Source organism: Sphingomonas sp. HF-S4, from assembly GCF_032911445.1.
Lineage (GTDB): Bacteria > Pseudomonadota > Alphaproteobacteria > Sphingomonadales > Sphingomonadaceae > Sphingomonas > Sphingomonas agrestis.
Genome location: NZ_JAWJEJ010000002.1, coordinates 109,801 through 129,039, shown reverse-complemented (window position 1 = coordinate 129,039; position 19,239 = coordinate 109,801). Strand labels below are relative to the sequence as shown.

26 protein-coding genes are annotated in these 19,239 nt (G+C 66.5%); 20 read left to right on the top strand and 6 right to left on the bottom strand.

Annotation, left to right across the window (positions count from 1 at the left end; translation table 11 throughout):
- Positions 1-14: 14 nt before the first annotated feature.
- Both RZN05_RS16470 and hemE read right to left on the bottom strand, forming a co-directional pair.
- Positions 15-467, bottom strand: coding sequence for a CopD family protein (locus tag RZN05_RS16470; protein ID WP_317227772.1), 453 nt, complete (start codon positions 465-467; stop codon positions 15-17).
- Positions 464-1,504, bottom strand: a complete 1,041-nt coding sequence (gene hemE, locus RZN05_RS16465) for a uroporphyrinogen decarboxylase (RefSeq protein WP_317227771.1) — start codon at positions 1,502-1,504, stop codon at positions 464-466. The genes RZN05_RS16470 and hemE overlap by 4 nt, the downstream gene beginning before the upstream one ends.
- A gap of 363 nt (positions 1,505-1,867) precedes the next feature.
- Between hemE and RZN05_RS16460 the strand changes: the two genes are divergently transcribed.
- From RZN05_RS16460 to RZN05_RS16410, 11 genes are all read left to right on the top strand, one after another.
- Positions 1,868-2,689: a pyruvate, water dikinase regulatory protein gene (locus tag RZN05_RS16460; protein ID WP_317227770.1), complete on the top strand. Its 822-nt coding sequence runs from the start codon at positions 1,868-1,870 to the stop codon at positions 2,687-2,689.
- Positions 2,686-3,282, top strand: a complete 597-nt coding sequence (locus tag RZN05_RS16455) for a Maf family protein (protein ID WP_317227769.1) — start codon at positions 2,686-2,688, stop codon at positions 3,280-3,282. The genes RZN05_RS16460 and RZN05_RS16455 overlap by 4 nt, the downstream gene beginning before the upstream one ends.
- On the top strand, positions 3,279-4,100 hold the full coding sequence (aroE, locus tag RZN05_RS16450) for a shikimate dehydrogenase (protein WP_317227768.1): 822 nt from the start codon (positions 3,279-3,281) through the stop codon (positions 4,098-4,100). Before RZN05_RS16455 ends, aroE begins: the two co-directional genes overlap by 4 nt.
- A complete protein-coding gene (gene coaE / locus RZN05_RS16445) occupies positions 4,097-4,690 on the top strand; it encodes a dephospho-CoA kinase (protein ID WP_317227767.1) in 594 nt (197 codons plus the stop codon). The genes aroE and coaE overlap by 4 nt, the downstream gene beginning before the upstream one ends.
- A gap of 6 nt (positions 4,691-4,696) precedes the next feature.
- Positions 4,697-5,389 carry a DNA polymerase III subunit epsilon gene (gene dnaQ, locus RZN05_RS16440; RefSeq protein ID WP_317227766.1) on the top strand — a complete coding sequence of 231 codons (693 nt, stop codon included), beginning with the start codon at positions 4,697-4,699 and terminating at the stop codon, positions 5,387-5,389.
- Between the two features lie 59 nt (positions 5,390-5,448).
- The gene (hpf, locus tag RZN05_RS16435) at positions 5,449-6,027 is read left to right on the top strand and encodes a ribosome hibernation-promoting factor, HPF/YfiA family (protein WP_317227765.1); all 579 of its coding nucleotides are present in this window, start codon (positions 5,449-5,451) and stop codon (positions 6,025-6,027) included.
- A 124-nt stretch (positions 6,028-6,151) separates the two neighbouring features.
- Positions 6,152-6,619 (top strand): PTS IIA-like nitrogen regulatory protein PtsN, encoded by a 468-nt coding sequence (ptsN, locus tag RZN05_RS16430; RefSeq protein ID WP_317227764.1) that lies wholly within the window; start codon positions 6,152-6,154, stop codon positions 6,617-6,619.
- Positions 6,606-7,079 carry a PaaI family thioesterase gene (locus tag RZN05_RS16425; protein ID WP_317227763.1) on the top strand — a complete coding sequence of 158 codons (474 nt, stop codon included), beginning with the start codon at positions 6,606-6,608 and terminating at the stop codon, positions 7,077-7,079. The genes ptsN and RZN05_RS16425 overlap by 14 nt, the downstream gene beginning before the upstream one ends.
- A complete protein-coding gene (locus RZN05_RS16420; RefSeq protein WP_317227762.1) occupies positions 7,076-7,417 on the top strand; it encodes a DUF1491 family protein in 342 nt (113 codons plus the stop codon). Before RZN05_RS16425 ends, RZN05_RS16420 begins: the two co-directional genes overlap by 4 nt.
- A gap of 190 nt (positions 7,418-7,607) precedes the next feature.
- Positions 7,608-8,219 (top strand): cell wall hydrolase, encoded by a 612-nt coding sequence (locus tag RZN05_RS16415; protein ID WP_317227761.1) that lies wholly within the window; start codon positions 7,608-7,610, stop codon positions 8,217-8,219.
- A gap of 49 nt (positions 8,220-8,268) precedes the next feature.
- Entirely contained in the window at positions 8,269-8,751 is a 483-nt protein-coding gene (locus RZN05_RS16410) for an MmcB family DNA repair protein (protein WP_317227760.1), read from the top strand.
- Positions 8,752-8,909: 158 nt separating this feature from the next.
- Here the strand turns inward: RZN05_RS16410 and RZN05_RS16405 are convergent, their stop codons facing one another.
- Positions 8,910-9,512 (bottom strand): ankyrin repeat domain-containing protein, encoded by a 603-nt coding sequence (locus tag RZN05_RS16405; protein ID WP_317227759.1) that lies wholly within the window; start codon positions 9,510-9,512, stop codon positions 8,910-8,912.
- A 55-nt stretch (positions 9,513-9,567) separates the two neighbouring features.
- On the opposite strand from RZN05_RS16405, the gene RZN05_RS16400 reads away from it, so the two are divergent.
- From RZN05_RS16400 to RZN05_RS16390, 3 genes are read left to right on the top strand one after another with little or no spacing between them, the layout of a single operon-like run.
- Positions 9,568-10,164: an SCO family protein gene (locus tag RZN05_RS16400; protein ID WP_317227758.1), complete on the top strand. Its 597-nt coding sequence runs from the start codon at positions 9,568-9,570 to the stop codon at positions 10,162-10,164.
- The gene (locus RZN05_RS16395) at positions 10,161-10,598 is read left to right on the top strand and encodes a YcgN family cysteine cluster protein (RefSeq protein WP_317227757.1); all 438 of its coding nucleotides are present in this window, start codon (positions 10,161-10,163) and stop codon (positions 10,596-10,598) included. The genes RZN05_RS16400 and RZN05_RS16395 overlap by 4 nt, the downstream gene beginning before the upstream one ends.
- Positions 10,599-10,642: 44 nt before the next feature.
- Positions 10,643-11,278 carry a M48 family metallopeptidase gene (locus tag RZN05_RS16390; RefSeq protein ID WP_317228552.1) on the top strand — a complete coding sequence of 212 codons (636 nt, stop codon included), beginning with the start codon at positions 10,643-10,645 and terminating at the stop codon, positions 11,276-11,278.
- 1 nt (position 11,279) lies between these two features.
- Here RZN05_RS16390 and RZN05_RS16385 read toward each other — a convergent pair whose 3' ends face one another.
- Genes RZN05_RS16385 through RZN05_RS16375 form a run of 3 tightly spaced genes read right to left on the bottom strand, consistent with a single transcriptional unit; the run spans position 11,280 to position 14,423 of the window.
- Complete coding sequence (locus RZN05_RS16385) at positions 11,280-13,415, bottom strand: transglycosylase domain-containing protein (protein ID WP_317227756.1); 2,136 nt, start codon at positions 13,413-13,415, stop codon at positions 11,280-11,282.
- Positions 13,416-13,456: 41 nt separating this feature from the next.
- Positions 13,457-13,891 (bottom strand): peptide-methionine (R)-S-oxide reductase MsrB, encoded by a 435-nt coding sequence (msrB, locus tag RZN05_RS16380; protein ID WP_317227755.1) that lies wholly within the window; start codon positions 13,889-13,891, stop codon positions 13,457-13,459.
- A 31-nt stretch (positions 13,892-13,922) separates the two neighbouring features.
- Positions 13,923-14,423, bottom strand: coding sequence for a sterol desaturase family protein (locus RZN05_RS16375; RefSeq protein WP_317228551.1), 501 nt, complete (start codon positions 14,421-14,423; stop codon positions 13,923-13,925).
- A 213-nt stretch (positions 14,424-14,636) separates the two neighbouring features.
- Here RZN05_RS16375 and sucC point away from each other — a divergent pair, with 213 nt between their 5' ends.
- The 6 genes from sucC (at position 14,637) to RZN05_RS16345 (ending at position 19,212) form a co-directional block, all read left to right on the top strand.
- Complete coding sequence (sucC, locus tag RZN05_RS16370) at positions 14,637-15,836, top strand: ADP-forming succinate--CoA ligase subunit beta (RefSeq protein ID WP_317227754.1); 1,200 nt, start codon at positions 14,637-14,639, stop codon at positions 15,834-15,836.
- Positions 15,833-16,291 carry a GFA family protein gene (locus RZN05_RS16365; RefSeq protein ID WP_317227753.1) on the top strand — a complete coding sequence of 153 codons (459 nt, stop codon included), beginning with the start codon at positions 15,833-15,835 and terminating at the stop codon, positions 16,289-16,291. The genes sucC and RZN05_RS16365 overlap by 4 nt, the downstream gene beginning before the upstream one ends.
- Before the next feature lie 78 nt (positions 16,292-16,369).
- Complete coding sequence (locus RZN05_RS16360) at positions 16,370-17,122, top strand: electron transfer flavoprotein subunit beta/FixA family protein (protein ID WP_317227752.1); 753 nt, start codon at positions 16,370-16,372, stop codon at positions 17,120-17,122.
- Entirely contained in the window at positions 17,119-18,048 is a 930-nt protein-coding gene (locus tag RZN05_RS16355) for an electron transfer flavoprotein subunit alpha/FixB family protein (RefSeq protein ID WP_317227751.1), read from the top strand. The genes RZN05_RS16360 and RZN05_RS16355 overlap by 4 nt, the downstream gene beginning before the upstream one ends.
- Before the next feature lie 7 nt (positions 18,049-18,055).
- Positions 18,056-18,700: a phytanoyl-CoA dioxygenase family protein gene (locus RZN05_RS16350; protein ID WP_317227750.1), complete on the top strand. Its 645-nt coding sequence runs from the start codon at positions 18,056-18,058 to the stop codon at positions 18,698-18,700.
- A gap of 113 nt (positions 18,701-18,813) precedes the next feature.
- Positions 18,814-19,212, top strand: coding sequence for a cupin (locus RZN05_RS16345; protein ID WP_317227749.1), 399 nt, complete (start codon positions 18,814-18,816; stop codon positions 19,210-19,212).
- The last annotated feature ends 27 nt before the right edge of the window (positions 19,213-19,239 follow it).

The following is a 19,239-nucleotide window of genomic DNA, read 5'->3' as shown; positions in this document are numbered from 1 at the left end:
GCTCCGCCGCAAAATTAGAACGGCTTGACCACGGCGAGGATGACGATGAGCACCACTGCAAACGCCGGCACTTCGCCGATCAGCCGCAAGCGCCGCGGCGCGATGCTGCCCTGCCCCTTCGCGAGCTTCTTCGAATAGCCGACCGCCCAGCCGTGATAGCCGCTGAGCAGAAGGACGAGCAGCAGCTTGGCATGAAGCCAGCCGAGCCCCGGCTGGCCGTCAGTCAGCCCGACGTTCAGCGCCAGCGCGATCCCGAGCAGCCAGACGACGATCATCGAGGGACTGAGGATCATCCGGCGGAGCAGTGCCTCGCGCTTCTCCCAGGCCAGCGCCTCGGGCGTGCCGAGCGCTTCCTGGTGGTGGACCAGATAGCGCGGGAACAGGAAAAGGCCCGCCATCCAGAAGATCACGAAGATGATGTGGAACGCCTTGACCCACAGATAGGCCATTCCGAGCCAACCGGTCATTGTCCGCCTCCCCGTACCCGTGCGAGGAGCCGCTCGACATGCGCGATCGGCGTGTCGGGCAGGATGCCGTGGCCGAGATTAAACACGTGTGGCCGCGCTGAAAAGGCCGAAAGGATCCGATCGACGGCGCTATCTAGGATCGTGCCACCGGCGATCAGCGCGAGCGGATCGAGATTGCCCTGCACCGGCAGGTCGGCGGGCAGCGACGCATGCGCCCAGGCCGGATCCACGGTCTCGTCGACGCCGATCACATCAACACCGGTCTCGCGGGCATAGGCAGGCAATTTACCGCCGGCGCCCTTGGGGAATCCGATCACTGGCGTGCCCGGCGCCCGCGCATGCAGCGCCGCGACGATCCGCGCGGTCGGCGCGATCACCCATTGCTCGAACTGGGCCGGGCTCAAGCTGCCCGACCAGCTGTCGAACAGCTGCACTGCCTCGACGCCCGCGTCGATCTGGCCGAGCAGATAGTCGATCGTGCACTCGGCAATGCGATCGACCAGCGCCTGCATCAGGTCGGGGTCGCGATAGGCCAGCCGGCGCGCCTCGGCCTGTTCGCGGCTGCCCTGCCCGGCGATCATATAGGTCGCGACGGTCCAGGGACTGCCCGCAAAGCCCAGGAAAGTGGTTTCCAGGGGCAATCGCGCCGCGACGCGACGCACGGTGCCATAGACCGGTTCGAGCTTCCCAGGCGCCGCCTGAAGGGCTTCCAGCAGGTCGCGTGCCTGGACTTTCGGGGCGAGCCGAGGACCTTCGCCGGTCTCGAACCACAGATCCTGGCCCAGTGCCATCGGCACGATCAGGATGTCGGAGAACAGGATCGCGCCGTCCATCCCGAAGCGGCGAATCGGCTGGAGCGTGATCTCGGCCGCGGCATCGCTGTCCATCGCCAGCGCGAGGAAGCCGCCCTTTTCTTCCCGCAGCGCGCGATATTCGGGGAGATAGCGCCCGGCCTGGCGCATCAGCCAGATCGGCGGGATCGGCTGGCGCGCTCCCTTGAGGGTCGCGAGCAGGGGCTTGGGGCTGGCGGAATGCATGGGACCCCTCTGCACGCTCGCCGCGGACTCCGTCCAGCGGCTTCTCGCCTGCCCGATTCAGCCGAACCCAATATCTATAAGACTTAGAATCTAAGGGTTGTTGGAGTCAGTAGGGGCGTGGAAGCCGGGAACTGTGAAATCGCCCGCATGCTTTCCACAGTTTGACTCTACGCGTCGCGCCAAAGCCCTTCGATTCGGAAACAATCTCCCCGCTTTCCACAGGTTGTGGATCGGAACCGGGGCCTGGGGACGGGGTTGTGGAAAGGTCACGAGCCGAACCCCGTTTTCGGCGCGCTTGGCCGCTGCGCGTGGTTGCGCTAGCGGCTGTCAGCCATGTTTTCCACAGAGTCCCCCACGGCCTGAATGCGGCTCCATCTCCACCTCCTCTCGGACTCCACCGGCGAGACGCTGGAGAACATCGCCAAGGCTGCGCTTGCGCAGTTCGACGATGTCGAGACGCTGCGCCATTTCTGGCCGATGGTGCGCAGCGAGGCCCACCTCGAGCGCATCCTCCAGGAGATCGCGCAGAATCCGGGTCTGGTGATCTTCACTCTGGTCAACAACGATGTCCGCCGCACGCTCGAAAGCCGTTGCCGCGCGCTCGGCCTTCCGGCGATCGCGCCGCTGGATTCGGTGAGCCATGCGCTGTCGAACCTGCTCGGACAGGAGGCAAAGGCTCGTCCTGGCCGCCAGCACACGCTCGACGCCGCCTATTTTGCACGCGTCGATGCGATCCAGTTCACCATGGCGCATGACGACGGGATCGGCGCCGAGGATTGGGAAGAGTGCGATATCGTCCTCGCCGGCGTCTCGCGCTCGTCCAAGACGCCGACGTCGATCTACCTCGCGAATCGCGGCTTCAAGACCGCGAACATCCCGATCGTCGTCGAATCGCCGCCGCCGCCTGAGCTCTACACGCTCAAGCATCCACTCGTGGTCGGGCTCACCACCAGCGCCGATCGACTGGTGGCGATCCGTCGCAACCGGCTGCTGTCGCTCAACCAGGCGACCGAGACGAGCTATGTCGACCAGGATTCGGTCCAGCGCGAGATCGCCTTTGCCCGGCGCATGTTCGCCGACAATGGCTGGCCGGTGATCGACGTCACCCGCCGCTCGATCGAAGAGACCGCCGCCGCGATCATCCAGCTCTGCAACGAGCGCGCACTCCAGGCGAGAAACGCATGAATCTCATATTGGCATCCCAAAGCGCCTCGCGCCGGGTGATGCTCGACGCCGCGCAGGTGCCCTATGAGGCCGTCACCGCGCAGGTCGACGAAGCCTCGGCCAAGGAATCGCTGATCGCTGGCGGGATTTCCGCACGCGACCTTTCCGATGCGCTCGCCGAGCTCAAGGCGCTCAAGGTTTCCCGAATGGTGCCCGGCGCGCTGGTGCTCGGCGGCGATTCGATCGTCGCGCTCGACGACGGCACGCTGCTCGACAAGCCGGTGAGCCGCGACGATGCCGCCGAGCATCTGCGGGCGATGTCGGGCCGGCAACACGACATCTATTCGGCCGCAGTGGTCGCCGAGGGCGGCCGTGCGGTGTGGCGACACGTCGATCGCGCGCGGTTGTTCGTCCGGCCGCTCTCGGAGGAGTTCATCGCGCGCTACCTCGACTGGGAATGGCCGGCGATCGCAGGCTGCGTCGGCTGCTTTCGCATCGAGGGGCCCGGGGTCCAGCTGTTCAGCCGGATCGAGGGAAGCCAGTTTACCATCCTTGGCATGCCGCTGCTACCGATCCTCGACTACCTTCGCGTACGAGGCGTTCTGACGTCATGAGACCTGATGCACGCGCCTATGCCGAAGTCATCGGCGATCCGATCGCCCACTCCAAGTCGCCGCTGATCCACGGCTTTTGGTTGAACGCGCTCGGCATCGATGCCGAGTATCGCGCGACCCATGTCACGCCCGACCAGCTTGCGCGCTATTTCGAGGCCAAGCGCGGCGATGCGGCGTGGCGCGGCACCAACATCACCATCCCGCACAAGCAGGCGGCGCTCGATCTGGTCGAGGATCGCGGCGACGTCCGCGGCTCGATCGGCGCGATCAACACCGTCATCCGGGCCGAGGACGGCGCGCTTATCGGCACCAACACCGATGTCGGCGGCTTCTACGCCCCGATCGCGGGGGTCGACCTCGACGGCCGCCACGCCGTGGTGGTCGGCGCCGGCGGGGCCGCCCGCGCGATCCTGTTCGCGTTGTCCAAGGTCGGGATCGGACGAGTGACGATCCTCAATCGCAATGTGCTCAAGGCCGCGGCGCTGCTGGCAAGCTTGGGAATCAAGGGCGACGCCATCCCGCTCGGCAGCCCGCTGCCGCCCGCCGACCTGCTGGTCAATGCCAGCGCGCTCGGCATGGCCGGCCAGCCACCCCTCGACCTCGATCTGGCGCCGCTCCCCGAGGACGCATTGGTCTACGACATCGTCTATGCCCCGCTCGAGACGCCGCTGCTCGCCCAGGCGCGCGCGCGCGAACTGGATACGGTGGACGGGCTCGACATGCTGATGGGCCAAGCCGCGCTCGCCTTCGAACTCTTCTTCGGCGCCGAGCCCCCGCGCGATCGCGACGACGAACTCCGCGACTTGCTGGCAAAATGATTACGGTCGGCCTCACCGGGTCGATCGGAATGGGCAAGTCGACCGTCGCCCAGATGTTCGTTGACGAAGGCGTGCCGGTGTTCGACGCGGATGAGACCGTTCATCAGCTCCAGGGCCCAGGCGGTGCCTTGGTCGAGGCGATCGAGGCGGCTTTTCCCGATACGACCGGCGCGCAGGGCGTGAACCGCACCGCGCTGCGCGAAGCGGTGTTCGGCGACGATGCCGCCTTCTGCCGGCTCGAAGCGATTGTCCACCCCGCCGTTGCCGCCGAGCGCGATGCGTTTCTCGCCGCCCATGCGCGTGCGCCGGTGGTGGTGCTCGACGTGCCCTTGCTGTTCGAAGCCGGCGGCTGGGCGGGCGTCGACAAGGTCGTCGTCGTCTCGGCCCCACCTGATGTCCAGCGCGCGCGCGTGCTCGGGCGTCCGGGAATGAGCGTCGAGCGATTTGAGGCGATCCTCGTGCGCCAGCTCCCCGATGCCGAAAAGCGCGCCCGCGCCGATTTCGTGATCGCCACCGATACCCTGCTCGAGGAGACGCGGCGACAGGTGCGCGCGGTCCTCACTTGCCTAGTCGATCCGGCAGGAGGATAAGGCGGCATGCGCGAAATCGTGTTCGATACCGAAACGACGGGGCTCAGCTTCGCGGGCGGAGACCGGCTGGTCGAGATCGGCTGTATCGAGCTGGTCAATCGCGTGCCTACGGGCCGCAACCTTCACCATTATATCAACCCGCAGCGCGACATGCCGGCCGAGGCCGAACGCGTCCACGGGCTGAGCGCGCGCTTCCTTTCCGACAAGCCGCTTTTCCACGACGTGGTCGAGGATATCATCGAGTTTCTCGGCGATTGCCCGCTCGTCGCGCACAATGCCGGGTTCGATTTCTCGTTCCTCAACGGCGAGCTCGGCCGCTGCGGCCGGCCGGCGATCTGCACCACGCGGATGGTCGACACGCTCGCCATCGCACGCGTGAAGCATCCCGGCGCCAAGCACACGCTCGACGCGCTGTGCAGCCGCTACGGTATCGATCTCAGCGCGCGCACGCTCCATGGCGCGTTGCTCGACGCGCAGCTGCTGGCCCAGGTCTATGTCGAGCTGACCGGCGGACGCCAGATCACGCTCGGGCTCGCGGTCGATGCGCCGGTGATGCGCGAGACCCCGGCCGAGGCGCCGACTCGGGTCCATGTGCGGCCCGCGCGGCATTTTGCGGCATCGGCCGTGGAACTTGAGCGCCACGCAGCCTTTGTCCAAGGGTTGGAGGATCCGCTCTGGACCCTGGCCGCATCCGGATGAAGGGATGCGACCCTAGGGCCCGCGACGGAGCGACCTCATTTTGAAGCGGAGGTAAAGTCATGGATATCCGAGTCTCTGGCCATCAGGTCGAAACCGGCGACGCGCTGAAGATGCTCGTCACCGAACGGCTCCAGGGTATCGCCGACAAATATTTCTCGCGCTCGATCTCGGCGCAGACCACCTTCGGCAAGGGGCCGCACGATAACGGCTTCACCTGCGACATCGTGATGCACGTGATGCAGGGGCTGGTGCTCAAGGCATCCAACACCGGCATGGAGGCGAACGGTGCGTTCGACGGTGCCGCCGATCGTATCGACAAGCAGCTTCGCCGCTACACCAGCCGGCTGAAGGACCGCCAGAACGGCGCCGTGATCGCGCTTGCCGAGAACGGTGCGTACGATGCCGGCTACACGCTGTTCCAGGAGAGCGCAGAAGAGGAAGAGCCTGCCGAGGCGCCGCTGATCATTGCAGAGACGCGCGTCGATGTGCCCGAGGCGACGGTGTCCGACGCGGTGATGATGCTCGACTTGCGGCACACCAATGCGCTGCTGTTCCGCAACACTGCCACCGGCACGCACAACATGGTCTATCGCCGCGGTGACGGCACGATCGGCTGGGTCGAGCCCAACCGCACCTGACGCGGCCATTCGTACGAACCGAGGCGGCGCGCGGGCCTGGCCGGCGCGCCGCTTCGTCGTTGCGGACGGGAAGCGCGAAGCCTAAAGGGAGCGCGTCGGCGGGGGCTGACTATTTGGACGATCGATGACCGAACTCAGCGATTTGCTGACGCCCGAGGCGGTGCTCGCCGGGATGGCTGCGGCAAACAAGAAGACCCTGTTCCAGCAGCTCGGTGCCGCAGCGGCGAACGCCTATGACCTCGATGCAAAGCTGGTCACCGAATGCCTGGCCGCACGCGAGAAGCTCGGCTCTACCGGGTTCGGCTCGGGGATCGCGATCCCGCACGCCAAGCTCGATGGGCTGCGCCATGTCGTCGGCGTGTTCGTCCGGCTCGCCCAGCCGGTCGATTTCGCCGCGGTCGATGATCTGCCGGTCGATCTGGTGTTCATGCTGCTCTCGCCCACCGGCGCAGGGGCCGAGCATCTCAAGGCGCTCGCCTGCGTGTCGCGGAAACTGCGCGACCGCAATTTCGCCGCCAAGCTGCGCGGCGCGGGTTCGACCGACGCATTGTTCGCGCTGCTCGCCGGCGTGGAGACGCGTGACGCCGCCTGAGGCTCCCGGCGCGCCGCGCGGTGCCGAGGCGCATTTCCGCGCGCTCGAATCGCTCTATGCCGCCGCGCCGATCAACCGGCTGTTCGAATCCACGCTCGAGATCGCCGAGGGCGGCGTCGCGCGGATCCGCTTCCATGTCGACTCGCGCTACTTCCACGCCGCCGGCGCGGTCCACGGGACGAGCTATTTCAAGATGCTCGACGATGCCGCCTTCTACGCCGCCAACAGCCTGGTCACCGATCGATTCCTGCTGACGACGGCGTTCAACCTGCTGTTCACCAAGCCCTTGGGCGAGGGCCCGGTGATCGCCGAGGGACGCTGGGTGAACGGCCAGCGCCGGGTGTTTGTCGCCGAGGCGCGGCTGATCGACGCGAGCGGCGAGGAAGCAGCGCGCGGCACTGGCACGTTCATGCGCTCGCGCATCCCGCTCGCCTCGCTTCCGGGCTATGCCCCCGAATGACGCCGCGGCTGACCAGCGCGGTGCTGGTGAGTGCCTTGGTGCGCCGGGTGAACCAGGCCGGCGGATCGGCGATGGTGCTCGCCAAGGGCGACGCAACGGCGGGCGGAATCCTGGTCCTGACGTATCACAAAGGCACCAACCCCCGCTTCTTCGAGCGCGGCCTGGGGCCCGAAGGCGTCCCGGCGCTGATCGCTTCGGGTCCGCAAGATATGGGGGATGAGGCGGCGGTCAGCGCCTATTGGCAGCGTCGCCGCGGGTTTGACGCGGATCTGTGGGTCGTCGAGCTGGATATCGCAGACGCCGAACGCTTCACCGCTGAAACATTCAACCTTTGTTGACTTTACCCGCGCGTAAGGGGCATGGGCGGCACACGTTCAATAGCGTTGTGCCGGTCGGGGTGTGAAGCCGTCGGTTACGCAGTCGGGGGGACGTCCGGCAGCTCCACAGGTATCCCGGGGCTGGCTGCACACCACCGCATAGTATCGAAGTTTGATGAAGTTCATGCCACGCGCCGCGACTTTCGCGGCTGTGACTTTTTGCGCTGGCGCACTAGCGAATGCTGCCACGCTCGATATCGACCTGACCGCGCAGGACGCGCCGGTTCAGGCAATCAACACCCAGGAACACCATGTGGTTCCCGCGCCTGCGATTACGGCGCAGCCGGTCCTCAAGCAGGATGGCGAGATCGTTCAGCCGCTGCCCCAGGCGGCGCTCCAGGAAGACCAGGATTTCGCGACGCTCTCTGCTGCGGTAGCCGCGCATGAGGGTGGCGCCGATACCGATGCCGAGCTCAACTGCCTCGCGGTCGGCGTCTATTACGAGTCGAAGAGCGAGCCGCTTGCCGGCCAGCTCGCCGTCGCCGACGTCATCATCAATCGCACCCAGTCGGGCCGCTTCCCCAAGTCGATCTGCTCGGTGATCACCCAGCGCGGCCAGTTCTCGTTCGTCCGCGGCGGCAAGCTCCCCAGTCCGCCGGCCAACGCGCAATGGCGCAAGGCGCTCGCCGTGGCCAAGGTCGCGCAGAAGGACCTGTGGGAAAGTCCGGCCGACGACGCGCTCTATTTCCATGCGCGCTACGTGAAGCCCAGCTGGAACCGTCCGCGCGTCGCCACGGTCGGCAACCACGTCTTCTATCGCTGATACGCAACGGGGGCTTTCCCCTGTTCGTCAAATGTTCTAACAGCCGGGGATGACTTCCCCGGCCGTTTTGCCATCCGACGCACCGATCGTGGCGAGCGAAGTCGCGCGCGGCGTGACGCGGATGCTGCTCCGCCACGATATCGCGGCGATCGCCGAAGTGCCGCTCGAGGGCGGCCGCCGCGCCGACCTGATGGGGCTTGATGCGCGCGGCAACATCGTCATCGTCGAGATCAAGGTGTCGCGTGCGGATCTGCTCGGCGACGGCAAATGGACCGACTATCTCGCGCATTGCGACCGCTTCTTCTGGGCAGTCCCCCAGGGATTCGATTGCCGGCCGTTCGAGCAGGAGGGCTTCCTGCCTGTCCGTGCCGGACTGATCGTTGCCGATCGCTATGACGCCGCTGTGATCCGCGAAGCGGCGACGGTACCGCTCGCGAGCGCGACGCGGAAGAAATGCACTTTGGCCTTTGCCAGGCGCGCGGCGCGGCGCGTGACCCACCTGCTCGATCCCGAGGCCGAGCAGATGTTTTGATGCTCTATTCCCCTCCCTGAAAGGGAGGGGTTAGGGGTGGGTTTAGCGGCGAGCAGGGCTCGATGCCCTGCGAGGCGCTCTGGTGCTTGCGATGATTCCTTTGGAGCGCGCAGACGCGCGCACCCACCCCCGCCCCCTCCCTTTCAGGGAGGGGAGACTTACGGCCCGACAGCGCCGGCCTTCTTGCCGCCCTTGGGGGTGTCCGCGATCAGCTTGGCGATCGCCGGCCAGCGGCGGCCTTCCTCGGCATAGTCGCGCGCCGACTTGCCGCTGCCATAATCGGCGCGGTCCGGATCGGCCTTGGCGTCGAGCAACTGGCGGACGATGTCGACATTGTGCATCTGCACCGCGCGGATCAGCGGAGTCTCGCCGCCGTTATTGGCGAGGTTCACATTGGCGCGATACTTGATCAGGATCTTGACGCCCTCGCTCCAATTCTGCTCGATCGCGACGATCAGCGCGGTGTTGCCGCGATTGTCCTGCAGATTGGGATTGATGTCATCGGCCTGGAGCAGCGCGCGCAGATACAGCGCGTCGGAACGCTGCGTGACGATGTGCAGCGCGCCCTCACCGGTGCCGCGATCCTTCGAATTGACGATGCGCAGCGACCGGTCGAGCAGGAACTTGTTGAGCTTGGCGCCGTCCGACCCGCGCACGGCTTTGAGAAACTCATAACTGTCCGAGAATTGCTGCGCGGCGGCGGGCGTGGTGGTGAGCGCCATTGCGGCGATGGTGGCGACGCGGAAAACACGAAAACCCATGATGCGGCAAACCTTTGGACTGAACCCGTTCTTGCAACGCTTCGCCTAACAGATCATGGCTGAGCGCGCCATGTACAGGTTGTTTCCAGCCCTCGCTTTGCTCCTCCCGCTCGCGGCCTGCGGTACCGGTACGACCGGCGAGCCGCCGCTTGCCGGCGCGCGGATCGGCGGGACGTTCGCGCTCACCGACCAGAACGGCAAGACCGTGCGCGACACCGATTTCGCTGGCAAGTACCGGATCGTCTATTTCGGTTACACCTATTGTCCCGATGTCTGCCCCACCGACATGGCGAAGATCGCCCAGGCGATGCGTCAGCTCGACAAGGAGGCGCCGCGCACCGCGGCCAAGGTCGTGCCGATCTTCATCACCGTCGATCCCGAGCGCGACACGCCGGCGGCGATCCGACAGTTCGTCGCGAACTTTTATCCGCGCACGGTCGGGCTCACCGGCAGCCCCAAGGCGATTGCCGACGTCGCCAAGAGCTATGCGGTCTATTACAAGAAGCAGCCGCCCGGTCCCGGAGGCGGCTATATGGTCGATCACCTCGCCGTCGCCTTTCTGATGGGCCCCAAGGGCGAGCCGATCGCGTCGCTGCCGATCGACCAGGAAGGCGCGGCGATCGCCGAGCAAGTACGGCATTGGGTGCGATGAGCAGCGGCCGCTTCTGGGAGGATACCCCGCTCGCCAAGCTCGACCGCGCGCAATGGGAGGCGCTGTGCGACGGCTGCGGCAAATGCTGCGTGCATAAACTCGAGGACGAGGAGACAGGCGAGCTCCACGCGACCAACGTCGCGTGCCGGCTGCTCGATCGGCGGATGGGCCGGTGCAGCGACTATCGCCATCGCCACGCCTATGTCAGCGAATGCGTCCGGCTGAATGCCAACAATGTCGCCGGAATCGAATGGTTGCCCTCGACCTGCGCCTATCGGCTGCGCGCCGAGGACAAGCCGCTGCCCGACTGGCATTATCTGGTGAGCGGCGATCCCGAATCGGTCCACGCGGCGGGGCAATCGACGCGGGGTTGGACGATCTCGGAGGACGATGCCGGCGATTTCGAGAACCATATGGTGGACCGCGAGCTTTGAGCGGCGCGGCGATCGAAGTCGTCCGCAACCCCCGTGCACGCCGGATGCGCCTCGCCGTCGATCCTCGTAACGGCCAAGTGCGGCTGACCCTGCCGCCTCGAGCCTCGCTCAAGAAAGGTCTCGCCTGGGCGCAGGAGCACCAGGGCTGGATCGCCAACCAGCAGGCGCGCCTTCCCGAGACCCAGCCGCTCGCGCCCGGCGCGCACATTCCTTTTGCCGGGCGGGAGATCGAGATCGTCAGCGTGCCGGGTGCCCCCCGCACCCCGCGGCTGGACGGCGACCAGCTCCTATGCGGCGGCCCGGACGAGGGGCTCGAACGCCGGGTCGAGCGCTGGCTGCGCGGCGAGGCGCTGCGCGTGCTGAGCGCTGAGACTGCCGAATATGCGGGCCGGGCCGGGGTGAGCGTCACGCGCGTGTCGATCGGCGATCCCAAGGGCCGCTGGGGAAGCTGCGCCGCGTCGGGCGCGATCCGCTATAGCTGGCGATTGATCCTCGCCCCGGATTTCGTCCGTCGCGCCACCGTCGCGCACGAAGTCGCGCACCGCATCCACATGAACCACTCACCCGCGTTCCACCGGCTGGTCGAGACGCTGTTCGAAGCCGATCCCACCCCCGCACGCGCATGGCTGCGCCGCAACGGCGCGGCGCTGCATTGGGTGGGTCGGGGGGCAACCGTCTAGTCTAGAAACCTTCTGGAGCTTCTCGCCCCCGCTCCTGCTGGGGCTGCGGACGGGGCGTCTGCGGCTGGCGCGGACCCTCGCGAAGCGGCGGGGTGCGCCCCGTTTCGGGCTGCGGCGCCGGCGGCCGGTTGCCGGTCATCCGCTCGATCCAGTCCTCGTCGAGCTGCTCCTCCTGCCCCTGGGCGCCATCGCTGCGCGGCTGGCGCTCCTCGGGCAGCGGATTGCCGTCGGCATCGACGAACATCCCGTTGTCGGGCTCGGCATAATAAGCGTTGTCCTCGGGCTCGAGCTGCCATTCGGGCAGCGTCACCTGCGTCTCGAACTGCTCGACCGGGCGATTGGCCACCGCCTTGCCCATGAACGCGGCGAACGCACGCGCCGGCGCGGTGCCGCCCTGCAGCCCGGGCACCACCTTGGCGTCGTCGCGGCCCATCCACACGCCGGTGGTGAGCCCGCTCGAGAAGCCGACGAACCAGCCATCCTTGTTCGCCGTGGTCGTCCCCGTCTTGCCCGCCACCGGGCGGCCGATCTGCGCCGCCTTGCCGCTGCCGGTGGCGACCGCGGTCTGGAGCAGGTCGGTCATCTGCGCCGCGACATAGGGCGCGACCAGCACATGGCTGGTATCGACTTCGTGCTGGTAGATGACGTTGCCGTTCGCGGTGACGCGGGTGATGCCATAGGGCGTGACCGCCACGCCCTTCTGCCCCACCGAAGCGAAGGCGCGGGTCATGTCGATCAGCCGCACGTTCGAGGTGCCGAGCACCATCGCCGGCTGGGTGTTGATCGGCGTGGTGATGCCGAAGCGCCGCGCCATGCTCGCCACCGTGCCGAACCCGACTTCCTGGCCCAGCTTCGCCGCGATCGTGTTGAGCGAATAGGCAAAGGCGGTGCGCAGCGAGACATTGCCCGAATTGCGCCCCGAATTGTTGCGCGGCGTCCAGCCGTTGATCGTCACCGGCTCGTCGACCACGGTGTCGTCGAGCTTATGCCCGGCCTCGAGCGCGGCGAGATAGACGAACAGCTTGAACGCCGATCCCGGCTGGCGCGTCGCCTGGGTGGCGCGGTTGTAGATGGAAGCGACATAATCCTTGCCGCCGACCATTGCGCGCACCGCGCCGTCGCGGTCGAGGCTGATCAGCGCGCCCTGCGCGTTGCCCGGCGCATTCTTGCGTATCGCTTCGTCGGCGGCACGCTGCATGCCCAGGTCGAGCGTGGTCCACACTTCCAGCGGCGCCTCGCTCTCGTCGATCAGCATCTCGAGCTGGGGCAGCGCCCAGTCGGTGAAATAGCGAACGCTGTTCTGCTTGGGCTCGGGGGCGAGCTTGACGCTGCGCGGATCGGTCGCCGCCGCGGTGGCGCGGCTGATCTTGCCGGTCTCGGCCATCAGGTCGATCACCACGCTGGCGCGGCTCACCGCGGCCTCGGCGTCGGCCGTGGGCGAATAATGCGACGGCGCCTTGACCAGCCCGGCGATGACCGCCGACTCGGCAAGGGTCAGGCTGGTCGCCGGATGGCCGAAGAACTTCCGGCTCGCCGCGTCGATCCCATACGCGCCGCCGCCGAAATAGACCTTGTTGAGATAGAGCTCGAGGATCTGCTCCTTCGAGAATTTGCGCTCGAGCGCGAGCGCAAGCACGCCCTCGCGGACTTTGCGCCCGACATCGTATTTGTTCGACAGGAAGATCGTCCGCGCGACCTGCTGGGTGATCGTCGACGCGCCCTGGAGGCGGCGCCCCTGGTCGTGGAGCTCCTTCGCGCGCCACAGCATGCGCGCGATGCCCACCGGATCGACGCCCCAATGCGATTCGAACCGCCGATCCTCGACAGCGATGATCGCGTCCTTCATCGCCTGCGGGATCTGGTCGTACTTGATCCACTCGCCATAGCTCGGCCCGAGCGAGACCAGCACGGTGCCGTCGGCGGCATGGACGCGGATCATCTGCCCGTTGGGCGAGGATTTGAGTTCGTCGTAACTCGGCAGCGATGACCGCGTCGAATACACCGCGATGAGCAGCGCGATCACCGCGAGCAATCCCACCGTGACGCCGCTGATCAGCGTCCACAGCGCGATCTTCTTCCACGCCCGGCCGGTGCGCCACCAGGATTTGCGAGCGGATTGCGGTTTCTTCGAAGCCATCGGAAGCGGTGGTTAAGCCCTAAAGCCGCGGCTCACAAGAATCAGCCGCCGGAAGGAGCGGCGCTAGCGCCATTTGCGTTGCCGGTGCGTGAACGGAAGTCGAGGCTCACCGAGTTCATGCAGTATCGCTGCCCATTGGGGGGCGGCCCGTCGGGAAAGACATGGCCGAGATGCCCGTCGCAGCGCGCGCAGCGCACTTCGACGCGGCGCATGCCGTGGCTGACATCGGCATGCTCGACGACATGATCGGGCGCGATCGGCCGGGTGAAGCTCGGCCAGCCCGATCCCGAATCATATTTGTCGGCGCTGTCGAACAGCTCGAGCTTGCACGCCGCGCAGGCATAGACGCCGTCGGCCTTGTTGTCGTTGTATCGCCCCGAAAAGGCGCGCTCTGTACCCGCTTCGCGCAGCACATGATATTGTTCGGGGGACAGGCGCCTGCGCCACTCGGACTCGGACAGGTTGAGCTGCTCCATGACGTAAATGTGTGCCTGGGGCGCGAGCGCGTCAATCCGGGTCGGTACTAACCCGGATCAGTCCGCCGCGCGATTTGAGCTGGCGCTTGAGCGTGTCGGCGGGCGGCGCCCAGAGGAAGCCGAAGCTCACCGTGCCGTGCTTCGATACGACTGCGTGGTGCAGCCGGTGCGCCTGGACGATCCGCTTCATATAGCGCGAGCGGGCGACATAGCGATGCGGCAGCCGCTTGTGCACGATGACGTCGTGAAACCCGAAATAGATCGCGCCATAGGCGGCGATCCCTGCGCCGATCCAGGCAAATCCCGGCCACCAGCCGAGCTGGACCCCGCCGAGCAGCAGCACGAAGGAAGGGACCGCGAAGATCACGGCATAGAGGTCGTTGAGCTCGAACGCCCCGCTGCGCGCCCGATGATGGCTCTCGTGGAGGAACCAGCCTGGGCCATGCATCACCCAGCGATGCGCGGCATAGGCGAACAGCTCCATTCCGGCGACGGTGACGAGAAACAGCAGGGTGCCGAACCAGGGACTCATAGCGTGCATATAGCCCGCCATACCGGCCTAGATAAGTTGCGCGCGATCAATTGCTCCGCGGTTTGGGAAGAAATGCACCAACATACCCCAGCCTCTACAAATTATTGCAATTACCTCGCAATCGCATTTGAACCGAAAAGATTTGGATTCCCCGCCGCACCGTGCTTAAGGCCTCCGCAAACTCGATCCCGCCAGCCAGATGAGGGCGCGTCCATGAACATCCACGAATATCAGGCCAAGGAATTGCTCGCCAAGTTCGGCGCGCCGATCGCCGCGGGCCACGCCGCCTTCACCGTCGAAGAGGCCGTCGCCGCCGCGAAGCAGCTCCCCGGGCCGCTCTATGTCGTCAAGTCGCAGATCCATGCCGGCGGCCGCGGCAAGGGCAAGTTCAAGGAGCTCGGCCCCGATGCCAAGGGCGGCGTTCGCCTCGCCTTCAGCCTCGACGAAGTCGAAGCGCACGCCAAGGACATGCTCGGCAACACGCTGGTGACGATCCAGACCGGCGACGCCGGCAAGCAGGTCAACCGCCTGTACATCACCGACGGCGCCGACATCGCCAAGGAATTTTACCTCGCGCTGCTCGTCGATCGCGCCACCGGCCGCGTCGCCTTCGTCGTCTCGACCGAGGGCGGCATGGACATCGAGGAAGTCGCGCATTCGACGCCCGAGAAGATCCACACCTTCGCCGTCGATCCCGCGACCGGTTTCCAGCCGCACCACGGCCGCGCCGTCGCCAATGCGCTCGGGCTCAAGGGCGATCAGGCTAAGCAGGCCGCCAAGGTCGCGTCGTCGCTCTACGCCGCCTTCCTCGGCACCGATGCCGAGCAGATCGAAGTCAATCCGCTGGCGCTGACCGAGCAGGGCAACCTCCTCGTCCTCGACGCCAAGGTCGGCTTCGACGGCAATGCGATGTTCCGCCACAAGGATCTCGCCGAGCTGCGCGACGAGTCGGAGGAAGATCCCGCCGAGCTCGAAGCGTCGAAGTACGACCTCGCCTATATCAAGCTCGACGGCGACATCGGCTGCATGGTCAATGGCGCCGGCCTCGCCATGGCGACGATGGACATCATCAAGCTCAATGGCATGTTCCCCGCGAACTTCCTCGACGTCGGCGGCGGCGCCAACAAGGAGAAGGTCACCGCGGCGTTCAAGATCATCCTCAAGGATCCGAACGTTAAGGGCATCCTCGTCAACATCTTCGGCGGCATCATGCGCTGCGACATCATCGCCGAGGGCATTGTCGCCGCGGCGAAGGAAGTGAACCTCCAGGTGCCGCTCGTCGTCCGCCTCGAAGGCACCAATGTCGAGCAGGGCAAGGAAATCCTCGCCAATTCGGGTCTCGCCATCGTTCCGGCGAACGATCTGGGCGACGCGGCGAAGAAGATCGTCGCGGAGGTCCAGAAGGCGGCGTGACCCTTTCGACCGACAGCGCGGAAGGGGGCTGCCGTTGCGGGCAGGTCCGCTTCCGCGTGATCGGTGCGCCGATCTTCACCAGCGCGTGCCATTGCCGCGGCTGCCAGCGGATGACCGCGAGCGCCTATTCGGTGAGCGGCGCCTGGCCCACCGAGCAGTTTGAAGTGATCAAGGGCGAGCCGGTAATCGGCGGCCTCCACGGCGCGACGCGGCACGCTTTCTGCGGCCATTGCCTGAGCTGGATGTTCACTCGGCCTGAAGGCGTGGACTTCTTCGTAAACGTCCGCACCACGCTGCTCGACGAGCCGCCGGCCGAGCCGCCTTTCCTCGAGACGTTTGCGTCCGAGGCGCTGCCCTGGGCCCGGACCGGCGCGCCGCACCGCTTCGAGACTTTTCCGCCCTCCGAAGCATTCCAGCCATTGATAAAGGAATTCGCCCGTTTGCGCGTCGGTTGACGTTCGCGTAAACGTAAGTCAGTTAGTTCTTTAGCCAGGTTCCTTCCTCCCCGGGAAAGGAGCCAAGGGAGAGAAGCAATGAAGGTGCTGGTGCCGGTCAAGCGGGTGCTTGACTATAACGTGAAGCCCCGCGTGAAGGCGGACGGGACGGGGGTCGACCTCGCCAACGTCAAGATGAGCATGAACCCGTTCGACGAGATCGCGATCGAGGAAGCGGTCCGCTTGAAGGAAAAGGGCACCGCCACCGAAGTCGTCGTCGTGACGATCGGCGTGCCCAAGGCCGAGACCGATGTGCTGCTCACCGCGCGCGCGATGGGCGCCGATCGCGGCATCCTGATCACCACCGAGGATGAAGTCGAGCCGCTCGGCGTCGCCAAGCTGCTCGCCAAGGTCGTCGAAGAAGAGAGCCCCTCGCTCGTCATCCTCGGCAAGCAGGCGATCGACGACGATTCGAACCAGACCGGCCAGATGCTCGCGGCATTGCTCGGCTGGGCGCAGGGCACCTTCGCGTCGAAGGTCGAGCTCGATGGCGAGCGCGTCAAGGTCACCCGCGAAGTCGATGGCGGGCTCGAGACGGTCGATCTCAAGCTTCCCGCGATCGTCACCACCGATCTGCGCCTCAACGAGCCGCGCTACGCCACCTTGCCCAACATCATGAAGGCCAAGACCAAGCCGATCGCGAAGAAGACGATCGCCGATTATGGCGTCGATGCCGCGCCGCGGCTCAAGACCCTCAAGGTCGTCGAGCCCGGCAAGCGCCAGGCGGGGATCAAGGTCGGCTCGGTCGACGAACTGGTCGAAAAGCTCAAGGGTATGGGAGTCGCGAAATGAAGACTCTGGTTTGGGTCGAACACGACAACAGCGCCGTCAAGGATGCGACGCTCGCCGCCGTCACCGCCGCGTCGAAGCTCGGCGAGGTCCATCTCCTCGTCGCGGGCAAGGGCGCCCAGGGCGTGGCCGACGAAGCCGCCAAGATCGCCGGCGTCGGCAAGGTCCATCTCGCCGATGACGCAGCATACGAACATGCGCTCGCCGAAAATGTCGCGCCGCTGATCGTCTCGCTGATGGAATCGCACGATGCCGTGCTCTTCCCGGCGACCACGACCGGCAAGAACATTGCGCCCCGCGTCGCGGCGCTGATCGACGTGATGCAGATCTCGGACATCCTCTCGGTCGAGGGGCCCGACACCTTCACGCGCCCGATCTATGCCGGCAATGCGATCGCCACGGTGCAGACCAGCGACAAGAAGCTGGTGATCACCGTGCGCGGCACCGCCTTCGAAAAGGCCGCGACCAGCGGCGGCACCGGCACGGTCGAAGCGGTGTCGGGTGCGGGCGACACGGGTCTCTCGACCTTCGTGGGCGCCGAGATCGCCGAATCGACGCGTCCCGAGTTGACCAGCGCCAAGGTGATCGTCTCGGGCGGTCGCGCGCTCGGCTCGGAAGAGCAGTTCCACGCGCTGATCGATCCGCTCGCCGACAAGCTCGGTGCCGCGGTCGGCGCGTCGCGCGCCGCCGTCGACGCCGGCTACGCCCCCAACGACTATCAGGTCGGCCAGACCGGCAAGATCGTCGCCCCCGAAGTCTATGTCGCGGTCGGCATCTCGGGCGCGATCCAGCATCTGGCGGGCATGAAGGATTCGAAGACGATCATCGCGATCAACAAGGATGAGGACGCCCCGATCTTCCAGGTCGCCGACATCGGCCTGGTCGGCGACCTGTTCAAGCTCGTCCCGGAGCTGACCGAAAAGCTCTGAGGCTCGCTTGAACCTCGACGAACATGGGGCGGCGCACCTTCCCGGTGCGGCCGCCCCTTTTCTTGATGCGCTGGAGCGGGTCGCCGCAGCCGTCCCGGCGGATCGCGCGGGGGTGCGGCTGCACGGCGTGCCCGGGCTGGCCCAGTTGCTCGCGGCCGACGCGCTGGGTACGCTCGCCGGACCGGCAATGCGCCCGGTCCGCACGATCCTGTTCGACAAGAGCGCCGCGGCGAACTGGGCGCTGGGCTGGCACCAGGACCGCACGATCGCCGTGCAGGCACGCGCCGAAGCGCGGGGCTTCGGCGCCTGGTCGATCAAGCAGGGCATGCCGCATGTCGAGCCGCCCTTCAGCCTCATCGAACGCATGCGGACGCTGCGCATCCATCTCGATCCCGTCCCCGAAGACAATGCCCCGCTGCTGATCGCGCCCGGCTCGCATCGGCTGGGCCGCATCGCCGAGCCCGACCTGGCCGGCGTGGTCGAGCGCTGCGGCGTGGCTATATGCCTGGCCGAAGCGGGCGACGTCTGGCTCTACGCGACGCCGATCGTCCACGCCTCCGCCGCCGCCTCGGGCGCGCGGCACCGCCGCGTGCTCCAGGTCGATTATTCGGCCGATGCCTTGCCCCCGCCGCTCGCGTGGCTGGGTATCTAGGCGGCGACCGGCGCGGCGAGGTTGACCCGCCTCGCGATGCACGGCAGCTATCCTGCGGGCAGATCGTATTTCCCCGGGAGATACCCATCGCCCGATCGAATGCCTGGAGCGCCATGATGCCCCAACTCGCCACTCACCCGATCCATCTCGGCCGCGGCGCCACCGCGCTGGTCGAGCCGCCGCTCACCGGCCCGGACTGGTTCGAGGACTATGCCGCGCGCCACGCCGCCGACGGCACCGAGGGCCGGCTGGTCACGCGCTATGCCTTCGACGCCAGCTGGACGAGCTGGGAGATGCACCCCGCCGGCGCCGAAGTGGTGCTCTGCGTCGTCGGTCGCACCACGCTGATCCAGCAATTCCCGGACGGTCGCATCGAACATGTCGAGATCGGCCCCGGCGACTACGCGATCAACCCGCCCGGCGTCTGGCACACCGCCGATGTCGCGCCCGGCGACCAAGCCGACTGCATCTTCATCACGACTGGCGAGGGCACCGAGCACCGCCCACGCTGACATCGCCACAGGGTTGACAGCGAATAC